The organism is Flavobacterium sp. 1 (assembly GCF_002797935.1).
Classification (GTDB): domain Bacteria; phylum Bacteroidota; class Bacteroidia; order Flavobacteriales; family Flavobacteriaceae; genus Flavobacterium.
Map to the genome: position 1 here is coordinate 5318188 of NZ_PGER01000001.1, position 22924 is coordinate 5341111.

5 protein-coding genes are annotated in these 22924 nt (G+C 33.3%); all 5 read left to right on the plus strand.

Going from position 1 to position 22924, the window contains the following annotated elements; genetic code table 11:
- Nucleotides 1–13: 13 nt before the first annotated feature.
- Nucleotides 14–5671 carry a PKD domain-containing protein gene (locus CLU83_RS21890; protein WP_100433547.1) on the plus strand — a complete coding sequence of 1886 codons (5658 nt, stop codon included), beginning with the start codon at nt 14–16 and terminating at the stop codon, nt 5669–5671.
- A 190-nt stretch (nt 5672–5861) separates the two neighbouring features.
- A complete protein-coding gene (locus CLU83_RS21895) occupies nt 5862–10292 on the plus strand; it encodes a hypothetical protein (RefSeq protein ID WP_157802163.1) in 4431 nt (1476 codons plus the stop codon).
- Between the two features lie 4 nt (nt 10293–10296).
- Nucleotides 10297–11013 (plus strand): hypothetical protein, encoded by a 717-nt coding sequence (locus CLU83_RS21900; RefSeq protein WP_100433549.1) that lies wholly within the window; start codon nt 10297–10299, stop codon nt 11011–11013.
- Nucleotides 11014–11029: 16 nt separating this feature from the next.
- Complete coding sequence (locus CLU83_RS21905) at nt 11030–22234, plus strand: RHS repeat-associated core domain-containing protein (RefSeq protein ID WP_157802164.1); 11205 nt, start codon at nt 11030–11032, stop codon at nt 22232–22234.
- Between the two features lie 8 nt (nt 22235–22242).
- Entirely contained in the window at nt 22243–22692 is a 450-nt protein-coding gene (locus CLU83_RS21910) for a hypothetical protein (RefSeq protein WP_100433551.1), read from the plus strand.
- Nucleotides 22693–22924: the final 232 nt, after the last annotated feature.

Here is a 22924-nt window from a genome sequence, read left to right on the forward strand (position 1 = left end):
GAATAAGACCAAGATGAAATTAAAATATACATTAGTTTTTAGTATTATAAGTTTTTTTATTACAACAGCTGGATTTTCTCAGGAACTTAGTGATAGAGAGATAGGGTTTGATGTGGCTAGAACTACCATTATGCTTAAGGAGCATGGTATAAAAGATCAGGATCTTGCTCGTGAGATTACTATGATGCGGATGATACAGTCTCAGCAATATGTTGAGATGAAGAAGATTGAAGATGGTATTTTGCAAAAAATTACAGCTGAGCAAATTGCTAAAATGAATAAAAAACATGTTTCAAATACTGAAAAAGTGGCATTTGTTGATATTCCACAAACTGAGCGAGATGCACTTATTGCTTTTTATAATAGTACAGGGGGAGCAAATTGGACTAACCATAATGGTTGGGATGTTACAAATCCTAGCTCTGATGTATCAACTTGGTATGGGGTTGTGATTAGTAATGGACATGTTGTTTCCCTAAATCTTGAGAGAAATAATTTAAAAGGAACATTGTCAGATTTGAATGCTTTAACTTATTTGTATTCTTTAAATTTAAATGATAATTATAATAATTTTGTTGGTAACGCTATGCCATCTTGGATTGGAACAATGGTTGGGTTAAAAATTTTGAGCATTAGAGGTTATGGTTTTACAGGACCAATGCAAGATTTATCTACTTTAATTAACCTAGAATTTTTGGATTTAATGAATAATAATTTTGGAGGGGGCACAACTACGATGCCTTCTTGGATTACCAGAATGGTTAGTTTGAAAAACTTGATTCTTATTCGTTGTGGCTTTATTGGATCAATACCCAATTTATCTACATTAACAAATTTAGAAAACTTGAGTTTGGCTGGTAATGCTTTTGGAGGCACTATGCCTTCTTGGTTTAATACGATGCTTAGTTTAAAATATTTATTACTTGCAAATTGTAATTTTACAGGTACAATAGTCGATTTGTCCCCATTAACTAATCTATTGTATTTACAATTAGGAAATGATCTCACTTTTGATATTCAACCTATGCCTTCTTGGTTTGGTACAATGGTTAAGTTGCAAACTTTGTTTCTGATATATTCTAATCTTACAGGACCAATTTCAGATTTATCAAGATTAACAGATTTGAAAAATTTAACTTTATCTGGTAATAATTTTAATGTTATAATTCCTTCTTGGTTATATAATTTAAATAAGTTGGAAACTATTTGGATGGATAAATGTATTTTAAAAGGACAAATTTCTGCCGATATAGGAAATTTAACAATGCTTAGACAATTATCATTAAGCAATAATAGTTTAGATGGTTCAGTCCCAACAGAATTTAACAAGTTAACAAAACTTAATAACCTTTTTTTAGAAAACAATAAATTAAGTGGAGTTATACCCAATTTAACAGTTTTACCATTACAGCAATTTTTAATTACTAGTAATAAATTCCGTTTTGTAGATTTTGTAAATGAATGTCAGGCTTATAAAACAAAAATGCCAGGTACTAATAATAATCCTTTTAACTACTCCCCACAAGCCAAAATAAATCAACCAGAAACCCTTACCAAGGGAACCGGACAATCTATTGATCTTAAAATGTATGCAGATGGGGATACTCGGTATTTGGCAGACGATACCTATCAATGGTTCAAAAATGGAACTGCAATTACTGGCGCAACCAGTCGTGTATATACGATACCGAGTCTATTGGCAACAGATGCATCTACTTATGTGTGTAAATCCTATCATGCTGCAAACCCAGACATGTCTCCATTGGTGTTAGAGAGAGAGCCAATTACACTAAAAGTAATTAATTGCACCCCAGTAACAGGAACTCTTAAAGCATCTACGGAGAGTCCAGCAGTCAATGCCAGTACTGCATTTTCTCTAGAGACTGCAACTACAGGTTTGACCTATAAATGGACATTCTACAACGACGCAAGCGGTACTACTGTAAAAGACGGAATTCAAACTACTGCAACAGCATCACAATCCTATAGCGTAGCTGGAAGCTATTTAGTAAGGCTTGAGGTTACAGAGACTAATGGATGTACAACGAAGTTTGATAAAGTGGTGAATGCAAGCAATGGCTGTATCTCAGGTACAATAGAAACCCCAACACCAGCGACCACCATAGATGGTATTACGGTATCCTTCAATACTACCTCTACAGGACTTACCTATGAATGGCGGTTTTATTATTTAGATGGCACTACAAGTGGAGAAGTATTTACCAAACCTATTGCCACAAGAAAGTTTGATCAACCAGGTACTTATAAAGTTACACTAGAAGTATCAGATGCTAGCGGTTGTAAAGCTAACTTTGAAAAAATGGTTACTGTAACCCATACTTGTGTTACAGCTACTGGAAAGATAAGAGTTTCAGATTCTAAAAATGATACGGAAGTTGTAGTAGGTTATCCCGCAACATTTGATTTAATTGATGGTCCATCGGTTACCAGTCAAGAATGGAAGTTTTATAACCCAGACGGCACCCTCAAGGATACACAAAATCCAATAGTTACAAATGGAGTCTCTCAAACTTTTACCTCTCCTGGAACCTATAAAGTAACACTCACCATAAAAGATTTTTATGATTGCTTAACGACTTTTGAGAAGGCAATAACAGTACTGTCTATCTGCGAAATACCTGCTTCTGAACGACGGGACTATGGCAATTATCCTTTAAGCATACAGACCATAAACCAAGAAAGAGTAACTACAAACTCAACAAACTTGATGAATACTCCAATAAAAATTGTCTTTTATGGATATGGAGATAAGACAGATTCAGATTTTATATATAGTTGGAAAATATTTAATCCTATTGGTTCTCTAATTGAAACAAGTACGGTAGCACAACCTGTGTTTACTCCAACTGTGATCGGTGATTATAAAATAGAGCTACATATTATTGACAAAGTAGGTTGTGTTACCGACTACACTACAACAACGAGTGTTACTGATATTTGTACTTTTAGCGAGAGTACACGTGCTGGATCTATTTATTTAATAGATGATTATAGTACAACTTCTTTTGTTAAAATAAACGAGTCGAAAGAATTGAATTTTCGAATTTACTATGAAGACCCGACAAAAAGTCTTTCTTACGAATGGAAAATATATGATCCAAATCTTGTGTTAGTTAGTGAGGGCAATCAAATTGTATTTCCTTTTACACTTACAAAAGGAGGCTTTCATAAAGTTGTTTTGGTAATTAAAGACAATGCTACTGGTTGTACAACAGAATATACAAAAATAATAGGCAGCTTAATTGGTAATAGTTGTACAGAGTTGAATCCAAAATCAGTAGTAGTTAAAGATTTGTATCTAAACTTATTAAAAAAACTTATTTCAAGATCGATTTCTGGTGAAACTGATGCTCAGATTAATGCTAGTCCAGCATCGGCAGAACTCATTGCACTAAAACCTTATATTACCAATGGGACAGGAGATAAGATTTATGATTTTACAACAATTAAAAATGATACTATTCAATTAATATCTGATGTTAAATTTTCATTTGCTCCAAATAGAGAATATGATGTTCATGTTTCTGTTCCAAGAGGTTTATATTATGACAGCGATTTGACAACTGAAGAATTAAATTCTTATATTGAGAAAAATATATATTTTAATTTGAGTCAATATATTTCCTCTGATAATTATTTAGTATCGTGTTATTCTCAGCAAATGAGTAAAAATGCGAATCCAGATAGAGTTGTATTGCAGCCAGGGGATTGTACATTAGAATCAGAAGTTAGGTATATCGATTTTTGTCCAACAGATTGTGCTCCTATAGAAGGGACACTCACTGCATCTACTGTGACACCAGTTATAAATACAAGTACTAAATTCTCATTTGGAACTGTTGCAGCAAATTTGACTTATAATTGGACTGTAACAAATTCCGGTAATGTTGTCGTAGATACTGCTTCAAATACCACAGGACTCTATAGTTTTATAGCAAATACTCTAGGAAATTACACCATTAGTTTGAAAGTAGTCAATGAAAAAAAGTGTGAAACAGAGTTTTTAAAAACGATTACGGTTATAGAACCATTGCCTATTGTTAATTGTGAGACCCATTTTAATTTTAATTTTAAGGTGCCAGCTTCTGTCAAAGGAGGAATATTAAATAATACAGAAAGAGAGCATATTGCAAATGGTATAATAAGTTTTGTTAATAAAAATATTTCTGAAAAATTATATTTAACAACATATGATGATCACAGTTCAGGAGTCAGAACTGTTGCGCTGCAGAATAAATATACTACAGTTTTTCCAGATGCTACAACCAATACATCAAATGAAACACAAGGTGGTTTTTTTAGAATTCAAGATGATTTTTATAACGATACTTTCCGGAATACAATATCTTATGTGCCATCAGGAATTATAAGCAATACAGGAATTACAAAGAAAATTGATGTTTCGTTTTTTGTAATAAGTGAAGATAATTTTGCTGATATAACAGCTTCAAAAGCAGCATATGCAGATTTGTTAAATTCAGCAAAATGTAATAAAATATTTTTTATATTTCTAGATGAAGGGAGATTTAGAAACAGAACATCAAATACTTATATATCACCAATTGAATTTGCCAGCCAATTAAAAGGTTCAGCAGCCATTAATTATTCAACTACCAGTAATATTCTAACTTCAGATTTTATATCCTTTTCAAAAGCTCAAATAGCTGATGAAAGTTTTAAAAATGTGTTAAGTGCGTTTTTGGACAAATCCTATACACAGGTGAAATCAAAAAAATGTACAACTGCCAGTTGTGTTACAACTAATCCAAATTCACAAGTTGTGAAAGGTTTGTTTGTGAATTTAGTTAATAAGCTACAGAGCCTTCCTGCAGGGACGGTAACGAATGGTTATACTTGTGCGGAACTAATTGCTCTAACCCCCTTTATTACGATTCCAAATCCGGCAATATTCAATTACAATCAGGGTTCATTCTCCTTTAGTAATTCAGTGAATAATAATGATGTGTTTATAGGAGCTAATGCACAAGTTACAGAAGTTAATCTGGAAAGTTATGTTGATTCCGAATCAGAGACAAATTTTATTGCAAAATTTGGATCTATAGAAAAAGGATGCAGTGTAAAACATATTAATTTTTGCCCGGAGAAATTATGTACTTCAATTGAAGGAAGCCTAAGATCTACCCCTCAAGTTTTAAATGCAAATGTAAATGCGAGTTTTTCGTTAGAAACGACAGCAACAAATTTAACTTATGATTGGACTTTTTATAATTTAGACAATACTACAGCATTAGCTAAAGCCACAACTGCTATACCAACACAATCCTTTACTGCTGCAGGAAGATATCGAATAGTATTGAATGTTAAAGATGATAAAGGTTGTGTAACTCCTTTTGAGACTTTCACAACAGTACTTCCAGCTTGTACTGTTATAACAGGAGTGATTAAAATAGGCTCAGGATCAACACCAACACCAAACCCTACGCCAATTCTAACAAAATCGTATTGGTACCAAGCGGTACATCCACTTGATTTTAGAGGTACTGATTATGTAATTTATATTGATGGTAATGGAGTTAAACAAACATACACTTTAACTAGAACAGAGTCTGGTTATAATGCTCCGTGTGTCGAAATTATAGCATCGAGTATATTTAATCATTCAGGTGCGACATCTTGTGTTTCTGAATAAAAAGAGGTTTTGTCTAAAAAGGTAATGTATTTTTTTGGCAGAATAAAATTAAGCATCATCACTGTTGAAGTCTGCTTTAATTATGTTTTTTGGAACCAAAATGGATTAACATAAAATTGCATAAACAGAAAGTAGTATCTGTTAAAAAATTATAATATAAAAATAACATACCTATAAAGAGAAATTAATTATGGTAAACGGTTTTAAAATAAAGAAATACTGGATCCTTACTTTTTGTATGGTACTTTGTTCATTGGCAACTTTTGCTCAGGATTTGAGTGATAAAGAAATAGGTTTTGATGCTGTTAAAATATCTGGTTTGCTGAAAGAACATGGTATTTCTAATATTAATATTTCGCGAGAGATAATTTTGATGCGTGATTTGTACAAAATGGAATATTTTAAAATAAAAAAAAATGAAGATATTTTTTTGCAGAACCTAAAGTCTAATAAAAGTATAACAAATCGTACAGATATTCCATCGCTCGAAAGAAGTACTCTCATAGCTTTATATAATAGCGCTGGTGGAGCTAATTGGATTAATAAAACTGGTTGGGATATTAATAATCCTGAGTCAGATGTTTCTACGTGGTATGGTATTACAGTTAGTAATGGTAAAGTAGTTTCAATAAGTTTACATGATAATGGATTAATTGGGAATATTCCTGACTTATCTGTTTTAACAAGTTTAGGTTATTTAAATCTGGGCAGTAATAATTTTGGCAATACGGCAATTCCTTCTTTTTTTAATAAAATGACTAGTTTGGAACATTTATTGCTTTATAATTCGCATTTTAATGGTGCTATTCCAGATTTGTCGAAATTAATGAATTTAAAACAATTAGATTTAAGCAATAATTCTTTCACTAGTTCCAGTGTACCCTCTTGGATAAGCAATTTAGTCAAGCTAGAGCATGTTAACCTAAATAACTGCAATGTTACCGGCGAAATTCCTGATTTGTCAATGTTAACTAACTTATTGGAGTTAGGTTTGTCAGCTAATAAAATTACAGGAAAATTACCCTTATGGCTGTTTAATTTGCCAAATTTAAGGTCTTTATCATTGTCTATTAATTACATAAATGGGTCTATTCCTGATGAAGTAGGGAATTCAACACTTATTAGTTTGTTAATAGCAGGTAATCAACTAGAAGGTAATATTCCAGCGTCAATAAGTAAAATGAAATATCTTCAGAGTTTATGGTTAACGGCTAATAAATTGGAGGGGGATATTCCTGATTTAACAAAAGCACCTATGTTAAGCCAATTACTCCTAGATTTGAATAAGTTCCGTTTTATGGATTTTGTTGATGAATTTCCTGCTTATAAAACGAAGTTTACCACCGATTTTCTGTACGATTATCAAGCCAAAATCAACGTTCCACAGACCATTACCATAGAAACAGGACAATCTATTGAACTAAAGATGTTTCCAGACGGAGATACACGCTATTTGGCAAACGATACCTATCAATGGTTCAAAAATGATGTAGCTATTACTGGCGCAACTAGTCGTGTATATACCATAGCTAGTCTATTGGCAAAAGATGTGGGTACGTACGTATGTAAATCCTATCATACAGTAAATCCTGATATGTCACCTTTAATTTTAGAGCGAGAGCCAATTACATTAAGCATAACTAATTGCATCCCAAAAGCAGGAACATTAAAGCTGTCTACAGAGCAAGTTGCTGTTGGTGAAACCGCAAAGTTTTCGTTTGAGCAGACAGCAGGGACTGTGATCGCTGGTGAAGTTGTAAACTATAAATGGACAATCACAGATACGGCAGGTCAAACGGTGAATAGTTCCACTACTACTGTTGGAACACATTCGTTTGTTTTTACAGCTGAGGGTAAATATACTGTAAACTTAGTTGTTACTGGTGCTGATGGTTGTCAGGCTACATTCAATCAAGAGGTGACCATAGTGCCAGAGAAAAAGTGTATCAATGAGAACATTTCCTTTTCATTTGAGACTACGTCTCCTAATTTAAGTTATGTTTGGACCAGCAAAAATGCTACGGGAGAAGTTGTAAATTCTTCAACGGCCAGTGCTTCTAGTTTATACAATGTGTCGTTTGCGATCTCTGGAGATTATACCATCACCATGGTCGCTACAGATATGGTAACGCAATGTTCTGAAACGTTTACTAAAAAAGTGACAATAGAATCTTGTGCTCCTACTAATTGTATGGTTCATTTCAATTTCAATTTTAAAATTCCGGATACTGGCTTCGGTGGGTTAGTTTTAAACTTAGATTCGAGAATGAATATTGCCAATGGCGTAGTAGATTTCTTGAAAGCCAATAGCAATAAGAAATTGTTTGCGACCACCTTTGACATGACCAATAAAGGCGTCAATGCTGTTATGGTCAATAAGGAAATTACAGTTAGTCCAGGTGATGTGTACAAAGTAGGAACGGCTAATGAGATTTCTAATAATAAACCAACAGTTATACGAATTCAAGATAACAGTTACAGTAATACTTTTTCCACTTTGATTAACAGTGGTATTTTAAAAAACACGTCACTAAAAAAAGACGATCTTGATGTTTCGTTCTTCATTATTTCCGAAGATAACTATACTTCTACACTCGATGGAGCTAAAAATGCTTATCAAGATTTATTGTCTTCCGGTAAAGCTAAAAAGGTATTTTTTGTTTTTGTGAACGAAGGGAAGTTTAGCTATGTAAAACGAGTTGGGTTAGTCAATAGAAAAGTAACCATTTCACCAATAGAATTTTTAACTGAAATTAAGGGTTCAGCACCTATTAATTATGCAGAGACAAATTCGATTTTAAATTCTGATTTTGTTCAATTTTCGAAAACTCAAATTGCTAATGCAGGGTTTAAAAAAGTGCTTAGTGATTTCTTACAAAAAGGGTATGATGATGTATCGTCAAATTGTGAAGACGTTGAATCTTGTACAAAGAAAAATATAAATACTCCAGTACTTAAAAAACTGTTTTTGACTTTGGTTAATAAATTAAAAGATATTCCTGCTGGAAACGATGCCAATACCTATGCACAAAAAGAGCTGGCAGCATTAGCACCTTATACCATAGATTTAAAACCAATAATTTATAATTTCATCAATACGAGCAGTACAATAAGTTTTTCATTTTCAGAGACTAGTTTAGAAAATGATGTGCAATTGCCAAAACCAGATTCAGGCTCTATTGTAGACATTGATTTAAGCCAGTATACGGATGCAGGTACAAAGACACCAATTAATACTCTTTTTAATGATGGAAAAGTTGACCTTTCCAACGGATTTGTAAGGAATATTGATTTCTGTGTTAAGGAATTATCTTGTGTATCTCACGTAGCAGTTGTTCTTGACGAATCTGGTTCTATAGATTTGAAAGAAATGAATAAAATAAAGAAACAATTAAAAGGATTTGTGTACCAACAAGCCATCACTAATGAGAAAATCGGGTCAAATATTTATATTTCATTAACAGGAATGTCAGATAGTGATGCTAATACGAGAACTGATTTTATTGAGCCAATTAAAGCTTCTACCGATCCATCAGTGTTGAACAGATTATATACATGGATTGATGATTTGGGCATGCGAAATGGTCAAACAGGAGTTAGCGCAGGATCAGATTATTGGAATAGCGGATTGGATAAAGCATTAAGTTATACTTTGAAACCCAATGTAGTGATTATGATTACAGATGGTTGTCAATCTGCAAATGCAGGAACTCTTCAAGCAACCATGAAAAAATTTAACAATGCTAAAGGCAGCAGCTCTGATTTACCTCATTTGTATGTTGTTGGTATTGAAAATGGGTTTTATGTAGACAAGCCATCAACGGCTAAGATTTTGGATCGTAATGAAGATCCCAATTATAATACTGCATTGCAAAAAAGAAGTTTGACTGCAAAAGTAGCCGCCAGATTAACCAAGTCTTTACAATATCTATTAGGATTTACTGAGACTGAATTTCCAGTATCGAGTATAAGTGACTTTAAAACGGCTACTTATTTTGGTCATGATAATTTTAATTTATTGGCTTCGGATGAAACCTATATTTCAGACAAACTAGCTGATAGTGATATTGTCTGCGGTGATTCGGCTATCAAGGATTTTTGTGATGATTGTTTTTCTTTTAAGCCAGAGCCTGATCATGAATACTTGTTGAGTGCATGGGTTAAAGAGGAATCCTTTGTTCAAGTTAAGTCTTATATGAATTCTGCAATTAATATTGTGTTTTATAGACAAAAAGAAGCATTAGATGTGCCTGCGCAAATTATTGCTACAGAAATTGCTGTTCCGTCAGGTGAGATTATCGATGGATGGCAAAGAATTGTGAAAAAAATTAAAGTTCCAACCAATGCGATAACAATTGGTTTTACCTTAGAAAACAAAAGTGCTAGTATACCAGTGTATTTTGATGATATTAGAATTCATCCCCTAAAGGGAAGTGTTAAGTCATTTGTTTACGACCCTGAAACGTTTAAACTAATGTCGGAACTGGACGAAAATAATTACAGTACTTTTTATGAGTATGATAATGAAGGCGGGTTAGTTCGTGTGAAAAAAGAGACTGCCAAAGGTATTAAGACAATTCAGGAAACACGTTCAGGAAACTTTATTAACACAAAAGAATAAGGGTATGTTTTGCAAAAAAGGGATCTTCGTTTGGCTGATACTTCATTGTTGTTTTGGCCATTCACAAACAGTGAGTGCTGTTTTTAAAAAATTAGGACAGCAATACAGTGTGGCTAAACCGCTTCAATATCAATCAAAATATGTTTTGTATAAAGATTTTGATTCTAAAAAAATTGAGGAAAGCTATAAAGGAAGTTTTTATAAAAATAGCCAAAATGAAATCTACATGAAAATTGGAGACACAGAAATACTGAATTCAAAATCGGTAAATCTTAAGATAAGCCATCCAGAAAAAGCTATAGAAATTTCTAACCCGGTTTCCACTTATTATGGTGATTTTGACATGAAGCCTTTACTGGAATTGTGCAAAATCGAAAAATTCATTGATTACAAGTCATACTGGGAAATAACAATGACAACAAAGCCTTTTTCGAGTCTTCCCTATTCGAAAATCATTGTCAGGGTATCTAAAACTTATTTTTTGCAAAAACAAGTTTTTTATTACAATACAGCTACTAATTTTTCACAGGATTTTAGAAAGCCAGATGTGCACTATCCTCGATTAGAGATAGTTTATGAAAATTATAATAGAAATGCCATAAATGCTTCGGTTTTTAAAAGCAGTGCCTATTTTACTAATTCAGGGAAAAATGAAATTGTTTTGTCCCAAAGATTAAAGAAATATGAGATTGTCGACCAAAGAAATAATTCCAATAATTAAAATAAAAGATAGATATATGTATATCAACAAACGTTTAGTAGTATTTGTATTTACATTTTTTTCATTGTTTGCTTTTGGACAACAAGAAGAATTTTTGGGAGATAAAAAAGAGGGGACGCAACTTAGTGGTTTACCAATTTTGCATATAACTGATCCTAAATTTTCTGATTTAAGTAATCAAAAAATATTCACTTCTGTTAATCCGGCAGTGACGATTCATTTTGGATTTAACGATATAGATATTAAATCGCCAGGTTATAGCGATATTTATTCTTGTAAAATAGAATTAAGTGTCACGTCTTATGATAATAGTGGAAATGGCTTAGGTTCAAAATCAGTTACACTAACCATTGAACATAACAATAGTACAAAAAGTTTAGAGTTCAATGATTATGTTGTTTATAAACTTCCTGGAATTCATAAAGCCGATGTTAAAGTAGTATCCATAAAATATTCAAAGACAGTATCATTTCCAACAGCATATTTAGCATTAAAATTCAATACAGAGCGTTATTACAATTTGCAGATGAGTGGTTCAAATTCATCTGTATTGCCTATAAGTTATAAACTGGTAAAGTATAGTGGCACTAATGAAGTTGTTGTGTCTAAAGTTAGTGATGGAGCCGAAGAATTAGTGATTAATTGGACAAAAGATACTAAAGCTCCTGCAGTTGAGTATGAATTGGAATGGACTTGGGTAGATAATTATAAAAAAGAAGGGGGTAAATTATTGCCTAATGATATAGCCCTAACGGATCAGGATTTTAAACAAAACAGTACAAGAATACAAACTAAAGGCACTACCTATAGAATTCCTTTAGTTTATTCTAATGGTTATTTGGTTTATAGAATTAGGCCCGTTGGACGATTTCTAGATGATACATCAAAGAATTATTATGGAGTTTGGTCATCTGGAATTTCAGATAAATACACTTTAGTTAGTAATTGGCCATATAGTGTAGAAATTGACAAAGCCCACGAAGGAGGCAATAAGAATTGGCAATATCAAGCTTCTTTTGCTGAAGACGGAAAGAAAAAAGAAGTGGTAAGTTATTTTGACGGGTCTTTACGCAATCGTCAAACGGTTACCAAAGTAAATTCAAACAATAAAGCAATTGTAGGAGAGGTAATCTATGATAATCAAGGTAGAGCCGCAATAGAAGTACTGCCAACGCCGATTGAATCTTCGGCAATACGTTTTTATAATGATTTAAATACCAATGAAGCGGGTTTATTATACTCTCATAAAGATTTTGATTGGGATAATGCTAGTGTAAAAGATTGTAACCCAATTCCTGTTCCTAAAATGTCCAATAAAGCAGGAGCCGGCAAATATTATTCTCCAAATAATGATCCACTCGATAATTATCAGGATTTTGTTCCAGATGCTATCGGGTATCCCTTTTCTCAAGTTGTATACACACCTGATAATACAGGAAGAATTAAAAGTAAGGGAGGGGTAGGGCCAGATCATCAAATTGGGTCAGGACATGAAATGCAATATTTTTATGCTCATCCTAAACAGGAGGAATTAAACCGTCTTTTTGGTTATAAAGTTGGTAATTATTCTCATTACAAAAAAAATACGGTAATTGACCCTAATGGACAAGTGAGCGTAAGTTATTTAGATCCACAAGGAAGAACTGTTGCAACAGCTCTTGCTGGAGACAATAAAGGGAATTTGGTTTCGCTTGATGATGAAAAGAATCAAACCTTGCATGTCATGACAACAACTGACTTATTATCAAATAATGATAGGTATGTCTCAGGAGAGAATGGTGTCGTTGAAGATGGGATAAAGTTAAGTACTCCTATTACTGTGGTTAAAGAAGGAGACATTAAATTTGAATATTCTTTTGTAAAAGCTAAGGGTGGTTATACAGATACTTGTCTAAACAGTAAGTTTTACCCTTTCGTATATGACTGGTCTATCAGTTTAAAAAATGATTGTGCTTTGGAGTTGCTTACGGGTAATAATCCTTTGATTTCAAAAATTGGAACTTATAGTTTAAGTGGCACTAGTGTCGCTGAATTAAGTTTTAAAAACAAAGTATTTAATGCCAAAGACGGAGAGAATTTTTTAAAGGTTGGTTCCTATCCTTTAAGTAAAGATCTTCGTGTAGATCAGGATGCTTTAGAGAAGTATGCGGAGGATTATATTACGGAATTAAAAAACAACACGAAGTGTTTACCGGATTTATCTTCATTAGAGACAGATATAACTATAACGGATTGTAACATAACCTGCAAGAGTTGTGAGCAATCGCTGGTATGCGATAATCTAACTCCAGAAGACTGCACTGCTTTTCAATTATTGCTTTCTGCCGAAGTAAATAAACTTGGAAATATTGATGCAAGAGAATCTTATATTGTAAAAGCAGAAGCTAGATATGTTGAAAAAAATATGCTGACGGTTCTTGAACTAGAAAATTCGGAACGCCCTAATTATGAAAAACATTTCAAAGCTGAATTCAGAAGCTTATTAACAAATTGTAGAGATTTATGCGAGCAACCCATAAATGTCTGTAATCTCAATTTGGATATTTTATTGGGAGATGTTAGCCCTCATGGTCAGTATGGTTCTGTGGAAGGGGTTGAAACTGAAGATGGAGATCAAGTTGCTGATACCGATCTTACTACAGAAAAAATTATAGATCCTTTAAGTATTTTTAACGAAAACAATCAATTGCTATATGGAGGTTATACAACAAATACCTATTTAGATGAGGATACAAAACAAAATGTAACAGAAACTATTTCTAATTATAATTGGAAAAAACCTTTTGATACATCGTATAAAGAAGAAGATGGTTCTGTCTCAAAAATTAGAGTTAAACTTGTCAGTGAAAATGTTGATCATCCTGAATTGAATGTTTATGAGCCAGCTTTGGATGGTATTATTTTGACGGCATTGGATCGTGATCCAGATAGTGATAACGTTAATGATTATCTAGTACAACCAAAATATTTGAGAGATGTAGCTCAATTTATTGCTATATGGAAGCCAAATTGGGCTAAATCACTAGTGCAGTATCATCCAGAGTATCAATATTATGTTTACAATTCAAATTTGTGTAATAAAACAAATGGGGATGGGGTAAATTCCGATGGTTTTGATGAACAATTGCGCAATAAAGAGTTTTATGATGATTATACAAAAGCTATTGATAATACTATATTTAATAAAAATGGAGGTACAATAGCTCAACTGCTAAATATTGATAGCAACGCCAACAACAGCGATCCATTTTATAATTCTAAAAATGACAAAGATACATTAGCAGATTATGCTGTTCGCAAAGCTTTAATGAAAGAAGCATTAGAAGTTAATTTTGACGGCATGGCTCTTCCCTCTGGGAAAAAACTAAATATGCTGCAGGCTGCTTATTATTTTGCTGTTTTTTCTAATGGAATAGCTCCACAATCAGCGTATGTTGCTTTTTCTAATGCAACAAATCCTCAATTGTTAGATATAATTAACCAACTTGGGCAGAATGGAAATAGTGCCGATTTAAATATAAAACAAAGAATATGGTCTAATTTCAGATCCTATTATACAGCTTTAAAAGAAAAAACCCGCACTGTTTTTGCTCATATTTATGCCAGTAAAAACAATAATTATAATGATTGTATTGGGAACGCAGAGAGTAAAGATACTTATGTTACCTTATTCAAAAAATACACTGCGGTAGGTTCTCCAAATAATTATGAACAACTATTAACACTTATTGATTCAATTCCCGAGAATCCGGTTTTACCAGCTACCACTCCTCCGAGTATTGGTGTCGAATTAGCATGTTCTAATGTAACATCAGGTTTGTATATTGATAAAGTAAAACGTTTTGTGCCAGCAGATTTTGGATATGATTCATCTATTGGTGACATGGAATTCTTGGCTGAAACTAAAGCAAGCATGGAGTCCAAAATGTATATTGAAACAGGAAGATGTCCTATATCATTCGATTTGGAAAATTTACTGAAAGGATTGGTAGATACTTCTATTCAGGATAAAGGGTTGTTGATTACTGGTTTTAATACATCGAGTATGCCCTTTTTAACTCAAAGTATATTTAATGCTCAATTAAACCCAGGTTTTAATTTAGAATCATCGGTAAATATCCCACAAATTGTAACACGTGAAGTTGGCGGTAAACTGAATATCGTTTTTACTCAGAATGGAAATGATATTTCTAGCCCGATTGAATTAAGTTTTGCCAAAAATTTGTCTAACTATCAAAACCCCTGCGGAGTAAATGTTACTGCTCCCAAATGGGCTGATGTCATAGGATTTAAAAATTTCTATGCAGTACCAGGCTCTTATAACAGTACTCTAAAAACATATAGATTTCGAATTGTTGCTATTATAAATAGAAAAGGAAGCGTGTCAAGTTGTACTACTCCCGAAGAAATACTTATTGATGGAATTACAAAAGCAAATATATCAGACTGTTCTTCACTAGTAGTTGCTCCATGTGATAAAAAGCAAAAATTCAGTGATGCATTCAATAAATTAGTGCTTCACTTACAAGCCAATGCTACTTTGAAAAGTCCAGATTTGAATATTTCAAGTGATGATACTTTTGTAAATGGATACTTGTATGAATATTTTGGAATCAAACAAGGCGATATTGTAAAATGGCATAACACTGCTGAAGGAGTTGACATTAGCGTAAATGATGTAAAACGTGTTTCTGTCAATCTTGGATCATACAGTTTAGGAAGAGATATAATAAAAAGTGTATTTATTAATGGTTTAGAATCAGGGAATAAAAGTACTTTACTAAGTGTAAGAATTAAAACCAAATTTTTTAGAAATAGCCAAATTACGGGTATAATCAGATCGGGTAGTGAGAATATGCCTTTGTATTTCACCTGTTGTTCACCTTGTGGTGAAACAGATTATAATGGAGATGGATACGGAGATTTATGTGGTCCAGGTAATCCAAGTGATCCAGGAAATTGTGGTACTGTAGATACTGACGGTGACGGTATTTTTGATTTGTGCGATACCTGCCCGACAATTCCAAATCCTAATAATGAACCTTGTGAAACAAATCCTCCTTACACACGTGTCACTTCTTGTGATGTAGTAGCTAATGAAGAACTTGCTTATGAGGATCGAGTTAAGGATATTTTAAATGATATGCTGGGGAATTTTAATTACACGATAAATGATGATGGGGATTTTTATAAAACAGGAAATATCTCAGATTATTTACCAGTTAAAAATTTTGTAGACCAATCTAGATTAGCGTCTCATTTTCAAGCTGAAAGAACTCGTTATAGAGTAAATAATTTGAAGAGCGTTGTTATGGACCGCTATTCTGTTGTTTTAGAAAATGGTTTATTGAGCATTACTTTTGATGAAAATTCTGGAAGTGTGAACAATAAAAATTTTATCAATTTTTACGACGTAAATTTAAAGAACGCTAAAAAGATTAATTATATTGATGTAATAAGTGATTTGAGTTTTGTTGTTAATTTTACCGATAACCAAGGCAAAATTGTGAATCAGACAGGTAGCGCAATATCACACTATACTTTTGTAGAAATAAATAAATATGAAGCAAGAGCTATAGCAGTGCCTTACTGTCAATTTGCCTCGGAAGTTTATCCTCCAAAATTAACAGCTAAGAATGCTTTGGCTGGATCTGGGGATATTTATGTTGCTATTTCTCAAGATGGAAAAATAGATTATCAGGATAATATTTCTCCTTCTTCTTTTATGAGCAAAAAATCTGCTTCTGGGAAGTTACTTACTTTGCGTAATGTGACACCAACTTCAAAGGCTACGTCTAGTTGTTCAGATATTTGTATTCCGCCAACAGTCGCTCCTATTGTATGCGGTGATAAATGGGCAGCTTTCAAGTTAAATATGAAAGCACAGGTTTCTGATTATGAAATTCCGACTAATTTAGAAAAAGACGGAATCTTTTTCTGTGAAGCTAATTATGGATACATCAGCGATGATTATAATTATTATTTGAACAAGTTGGGGATTTCAAGTATTAAAAACCCATTATTTTTAACCATTAGTGAATTTGGTTCTACTAAGCTGCATTATGGAAACAGCAAAACTCAATTAGTAGTCAATTATTATTTTAATTATCTGGAGACTCAGACTAAAACACCAACTGAAGAAGCTTTGACTTGGTCACAATTTGCAGATAAATATGTTTTAGAGAATAAAGAATGTGTGCCATCTATGATGATTCCAAGTTTTAGTTTAGAGGTTGAAAATCCTAGTACATTAACTCCTTGTGAATTATATGCCGCTTCAGTAAAAGCATCCAATAAACAACAATTGGAAGATTCATTTTATGCGAACAAAAAAGAAGAATTTATTCAAAATTATTTGAAAGAAGCACTAGAAGGAATAACTGAAACGTTGACAGAAACGGCTTTAGACAAAGAGTATCAATATACTTTGTATTATTATGACCAAGCGGGTAATTTAATACAAACAGTTCCCCCAGAAGGAGTTCATAGATTGGCACCCAACTCTGATGCCGCTATAAATATGGTTCGAGCAAATAATGCTGAGAAAGACGATTTGACTCTGGTTGATGGGGTCGCTGTTGTTCCAGCAAATACTTTACAAACACAATACCGTTACAATTCGTTGAATCAGTTGGTATGGCAAAAAACGCCAGATGGCGGAGAGACACAATTTGCGTATGATGCTTTGGGAAGAATTGTTGCTTCTCAAAATGACAAACAAAAACCTACTGCTAAATCTCAATTCAGTTATACCCGTTATGATGAGTTAGGTCGAATTACCGAAGCTGGACAAGTAAAAGCGACTACAGTATTAAGCATTAACGATAATGGAAGGTTAGTATATGGTAATGCTGTGCCAGTTCCTGTTGATGCTATTGCAGATAAATTCCCATACAATATTGGAACTAATGCTGAACAAGTAACCAAAACGCTTTATGATACGCCTTTAGCCAATACAACTAGTTGGTTCACCTCTTATGGATCTGATAACAATCAGAAAAGAGTTACGGCAGTGATGTATTTTTCTACAATGACCAGCAAGACGCTTTTGTCTGCTTATGATAATGCCATTTTATACGATTATGATGTGCATGGGAACGTAAAAGAATTGTTGCACCATACCAATAATAGCAAGGAATTAAACACAATAAACCAGCAACTGAAAAAAGTAGTTTATGATTATGATTTAATAAGCGGAAACGTAAATAAAGTAACCTATCAGCCAGCAAAAACGGATCAGTTTATACACCGATATGAGTATGATGCCGATAATAGAATTAATCAGGTTTATACCAGTAAAGACAATGTAATTTGGGAAAAAGAAGCCAATTATTTGTATTATGACCATGGACCATTGGCGCGTGTAGAAATTGGCGACAAGAAAGTTCAAGGACTCGATTATATTTACACCTTGCAAGGCTGGCTCAAAGGAGTCAATTCAGAACAATTGAATACCAATTATGATGCTGGTAAAGATGGATTGAACGTGGCCAAAGACGCCTTTGGTTTTGCCTTAAATTATTATACGGGAGATTATAAATCCAGAGTTACAGCTACGAATACTGTAAATGTATTCAGTCTTAGTAAAGAAGGAAAAAAAGAAGGAAATCTAGATTTGTATAATGGTAATATAAAAGAAATGGTAACTTCATTGTTAGATGTTACCCAATTGCCAGTTCCTACGCAGTTTAATTATTACAAATACGATCAGTTGAACCGTATTAAAGGAATGTCAAGCTTAAGTTTTAATTCTGCAAGCGGAATTCCTGCTGGAAAGGATTCTTATGGTTCGAGTTATTCTTATGACAGAAACGGAAATTTGGTAAATCTGACTCGATCTGGTTTAAATAACAAGTTTGCTATTTCGTCAATGGATGATTTGAAATATACTTATTCTAAAGATACAAAAGGACAAATAACGGATAATAAACTAGTTAGTGTAAATGATGTATTGACGAATTCAGGAGATTTTGCAAATGACCTTGAAGGAATTAGTAATTACACTTATGATGAAATAGGACAATTAATCAAAGATTCAAAAGAAGATCTAAACATTAATTGGCGTGTTGATGGAAAAGTAAGTTCGGTAATTAAATATAAAGGAAAAGCCAATGAAACAACTATTAGTTTTGAATATGACGGTTTAGGAAACAGAACCTCTAAAAAAGTAGCAACTACTACCAATACTAATACCAAAATCACGTATTATGAGCGTGATGCTCAGGGTAATGTTTTGAGTACTTACGAAATGGAAACGCCAACAAGCCAGTCTTCTACTTATTATCTTGTTGAACAAGAGATATACGGGAGCAGTCGTTTGGGCATCGAACAAGGCCGTAAAGTAATCACGAAAGACACTTTTGCAGCATTTGCTAAAAATGCAGAGGAATTAAATGCCTCAACGGCACGCAGTATTTCAAGCAAAGAAGCTACTGCATCAACTGAAATTTCAGGGTTGAAGTTTAATGGTGCAAATAGTACAAATTGGAATACAAATGATTCAAAGTTGAATTTATTCGCAGATGTACCTCAAAGAACACAAATAATAGAGATTGCAACACATCTTAAAATTGATGATGTAATTTTTAAAGAAAAAGAAGAAAGAAAAATTATTCAGATACAAAATCAATATGAAAAAATCCCTGGAGCAAAACATGCTTGGGGTTCTTATTCTCAAAGTACTGCTATTGTTAAGGTAGTGAAAGTTGATAATAGCAATTTTAAGCCCATCTTGGAGTTAAAAACGCATAGAGTTTCCTATAGGAATAAGAAAAAAAATCATTATGTAAAAGATATTTCTATTATTACTACGCAATATGTTTTGAAGAATGTCAATTCTTCTATTCCGGAAAAAGAATGGGACATAAAGTATACGGTTTCCTTAAATTCATTGACTAAAAAATATGTGCCTGCTTTGATTATAAATGGGAATGTTTATAATGATTTGAAAGAAGTAGCACTTCCTGCGTATACAAAACATGAAGACTATCAAAAAGGGAATGATTTGCCTAAATCAGTAAATGAATTAGGAGCATCATCTTTAGGGGTTCCTGCAGAAATGTGTGATTTTTCTTATATGATTGACAATGGAGAAGAACCAGAAGATATTAAAGTGAATAATTTCTTGTTTGATGAAGGATCAGATACAAGAACTGCCAAATCCACTACGGGTATCGAAATGGCATTAGGCACAGTGGAACATGCAAAAACCTATTGCGATTCTGCTGAAGGGGATAAAGATGGAGATGGTGTAAAAGATGTTGATGACAGTTGTCCAGAAATATTTAATCCAAAACAAGAAGATACTAAGGAAGTTGCTTTAGGTTTCCCTGCTGATGGAATTGAGGATGCATGTGATAACTGTGATTATCCAAATAAAGATCAAACTGATACAGATGGCGATGGCAAAGGGGATGATGTTATAATAAGTGGAGTAGTTAGGCCGTGCGATAATTGTAAATTAATAGCTAACTTTGATCAAAGTGATGTAGATAAAGATGGAGTAGGAGATGTATGTGACAACTGTTTAACGATAAATAATCCAGATCAAACCGATGCGAATCATAATGGAGTTGGTGATGTTTGCGAAGGACTGGATCAGGGAGCAGGAACAGCAGCCACTGTGGGACTATTTAAGGAGTATTATCGTTATGTAGGAGACAAGCGTTATGAATTGTCCAATCATTTAGGAAATGTATTAAGTGTGATTAGTGACAGAAAACTAGTTGGCGAAGGTAATTCACCAAGTTTAACGACACTTAATCAATACAATTTTACAGGTTGGAAAAACATTAAGGAGGATAGGAATTGGAATCCAAACTCAGGAGCAAAAGTCACAACTAACACAGACAAATTAGTTATGGCTGTTGACGACATAGAAGAGGGAATGTCCTATGCTATGCTTACCGAATCCGGCAAGAAGTATACAGTAAGCTATGATCTGGAATTGCTAACTTCTCCAGAAATTAATGTAAGAGTATCTAATTTTGGCACTATACTCAATGAAAAAACGGATAAAATTTCAGGCAGAAACAGCATGACTTTTACAGCAGCAGGTGTTGTGAGTGTTATACAATGGGTACGAAATAGAAAGAAAGATGGTTTAGAAGAAGTATTTACTTTAGATAATGTTACAACGGCGACTGAGTCTGCAAATAATACGGTTGCTTTTACTACTTTTGTGCCGGACGTTTTAAGCTACTCAGATTACTATCCTTTTGGAATGTTGGTACCGAATAGGCATGGAACTAGTATTCCTAACGGTCACCGCTACGGATTCCAAGGACAGGAAATGGATAACGAGCTAAAAGGTGAAGGAAATTCTTTGAACTATACTTTTAGGATGCATGACCCGAGGATTGGTAGATTTTTTGCTCCTGACCCATTATTTAAGGAGTACCCTCATAATTCAGTTTACGCTTTTAGTGGAAATAAAGTTATTGCAAGTATTGAATTAGAAGGCCTAGAAGATGTTTGGGTTGCTGATGGTGGAAGTACTGTTAAAAAAGTCGGACCGTATGTTGGGGCTTACACCAGTGAACAAGCGGCAAATAATCGTTATTTAGAGGCTACCGCAAGAAAACCTAAAGTAGCTAGACCTCAAGCTGAAATAAGGTCTGATGATTTGGAGGCCCAAGTAAATAAGTACAGAGGTGAAAATCCTGGCTTAGCTATTTCAAGAGGTGTAATTGATGGATTTCAACAAGCTCCAGGAGTTATACTTCCAGAAATAGCCCTTGCAAAACTTGGAAAATTTTATGAAGGCTATAAAGTATTTAAGCAATCGAAAATGGCTATTCAGGCGGCTAAACTTGCAGCTAAAACTGACAATGCGGCATATCATGGATTAGAATTTTTAGATGATGGAATTAGAATGGTGGAAGCTCCTATTCAAATGCAAGTGCCTAAAATATCCAGTATAGATGATATAGTTAAAAGTGCTCAAAGAATTATCTCTAAAAACACAACGAGAGGAGTTCAAGCGTTGGCTAAAAAAATAGGTCGAGGAGATGAAGCATATAGAGGCTTGAAAGCTAATCAAGCCACAGCAGATGTTATTATTAATGATGTCATGAGTTCTGAAAGTAAAATAACAGTTCCGACAAGAAACCAGCAAGGGGTCGAGGTAATAGATTATTATAACACGACTTCTAATCAAGGAGTCAGGGTAATTAAAGAATCAGGTGAATTTGATACTTTTATAAATTATAAACCAAATTAAAGTTAAAAATGAAAAACAATGAAACTTATATAAATAGACTTATTGGCTTGAAAATAGTAAAAGGTTACAGGTTTTTTTATGAAAGTTTTTTAGATGAAATGCCTGAAGATTTAAGAGACCAAGAAACTGACGGTTCTTTATGTTTATTATTTTCTGATAATACCGTTTTAGAAATTAAACCAATTTCAGAAAATTTCTCTATTGACATAGAAAAAAGAGACATTAATTATATAAAGAATAATCAAGATTTAAAAAATGTTTCAAATAATAGCTTTTGGAGCCAACTTGTAAATATAAAAATTAGTTCAGTAAAGTTATTGGAAAATGGAATTCAAATTGGCTTTGAGAATTTAAAAAAAATTGAAATAAAATATCTCTCGGAGACAGAATATACATTTGACAGTTTAATCATAAGATTTAGCAAACCTGATGATTCGGATATGTCTACACAACGATAGCGCGGTTTTGTAAACCTGTGCCGTAAAATAAAGCCACACAACTAATCTTTAAAACCAAAAAACTGCAACTGGAATTCATTTTCTAGTTGCAGTTTTTTTTTAGGTTTAAATGCTGAAATAGTTTTGCCTGTAGGTTAGGCACTCTTTATAAAGCTTTCGGACACATAACAGGCATCTGGATTCTGCTTATCGTAGATTTTCAGCACCTTATCCACCCATTGTATCATTTTTA

What these genes read in the sequence shown, in the direction of transcription:
- CLU83_RS21895 (WP_157802163.1), top strand. Translation starts at nt 5,862, where the DNA reads ATGGTAAACGGTTTTAAAATAAAGAAATACTGGATCCTTACTTTTTGT.
- CLU83_RS21905 (WP_157802164.1), top strand. Translation starts at nt 11,030, where the DNA reads ATGTATATCAACAAACGTTTAGTAGTATTTGTATTTACATTTTTTTCA.
- CLU83_RS21910 (WP_100433551.1), top strand. Translation starts at nt 22,243, where the DNA reads ATGAAAAACAATGAAACTTATATAAATAGACTTATTGGCTTGAAAATA.
- CLU83_RS21900 (WP_100433549.1), top strand. Translation starts at nt 10,297, where the DNA reads ATGTTTTGCAAAAAAGGGATCTTCGTTTGGCTGATACTTCATTGTTGT.
- CLU83_RS21890 (WP_100433547.1), top strand. Translation starts at nt 14, where the DNA reads ATGAAATTAAAATATACATTAGTTTTTAGTATTATAAGTTTTTTTATT.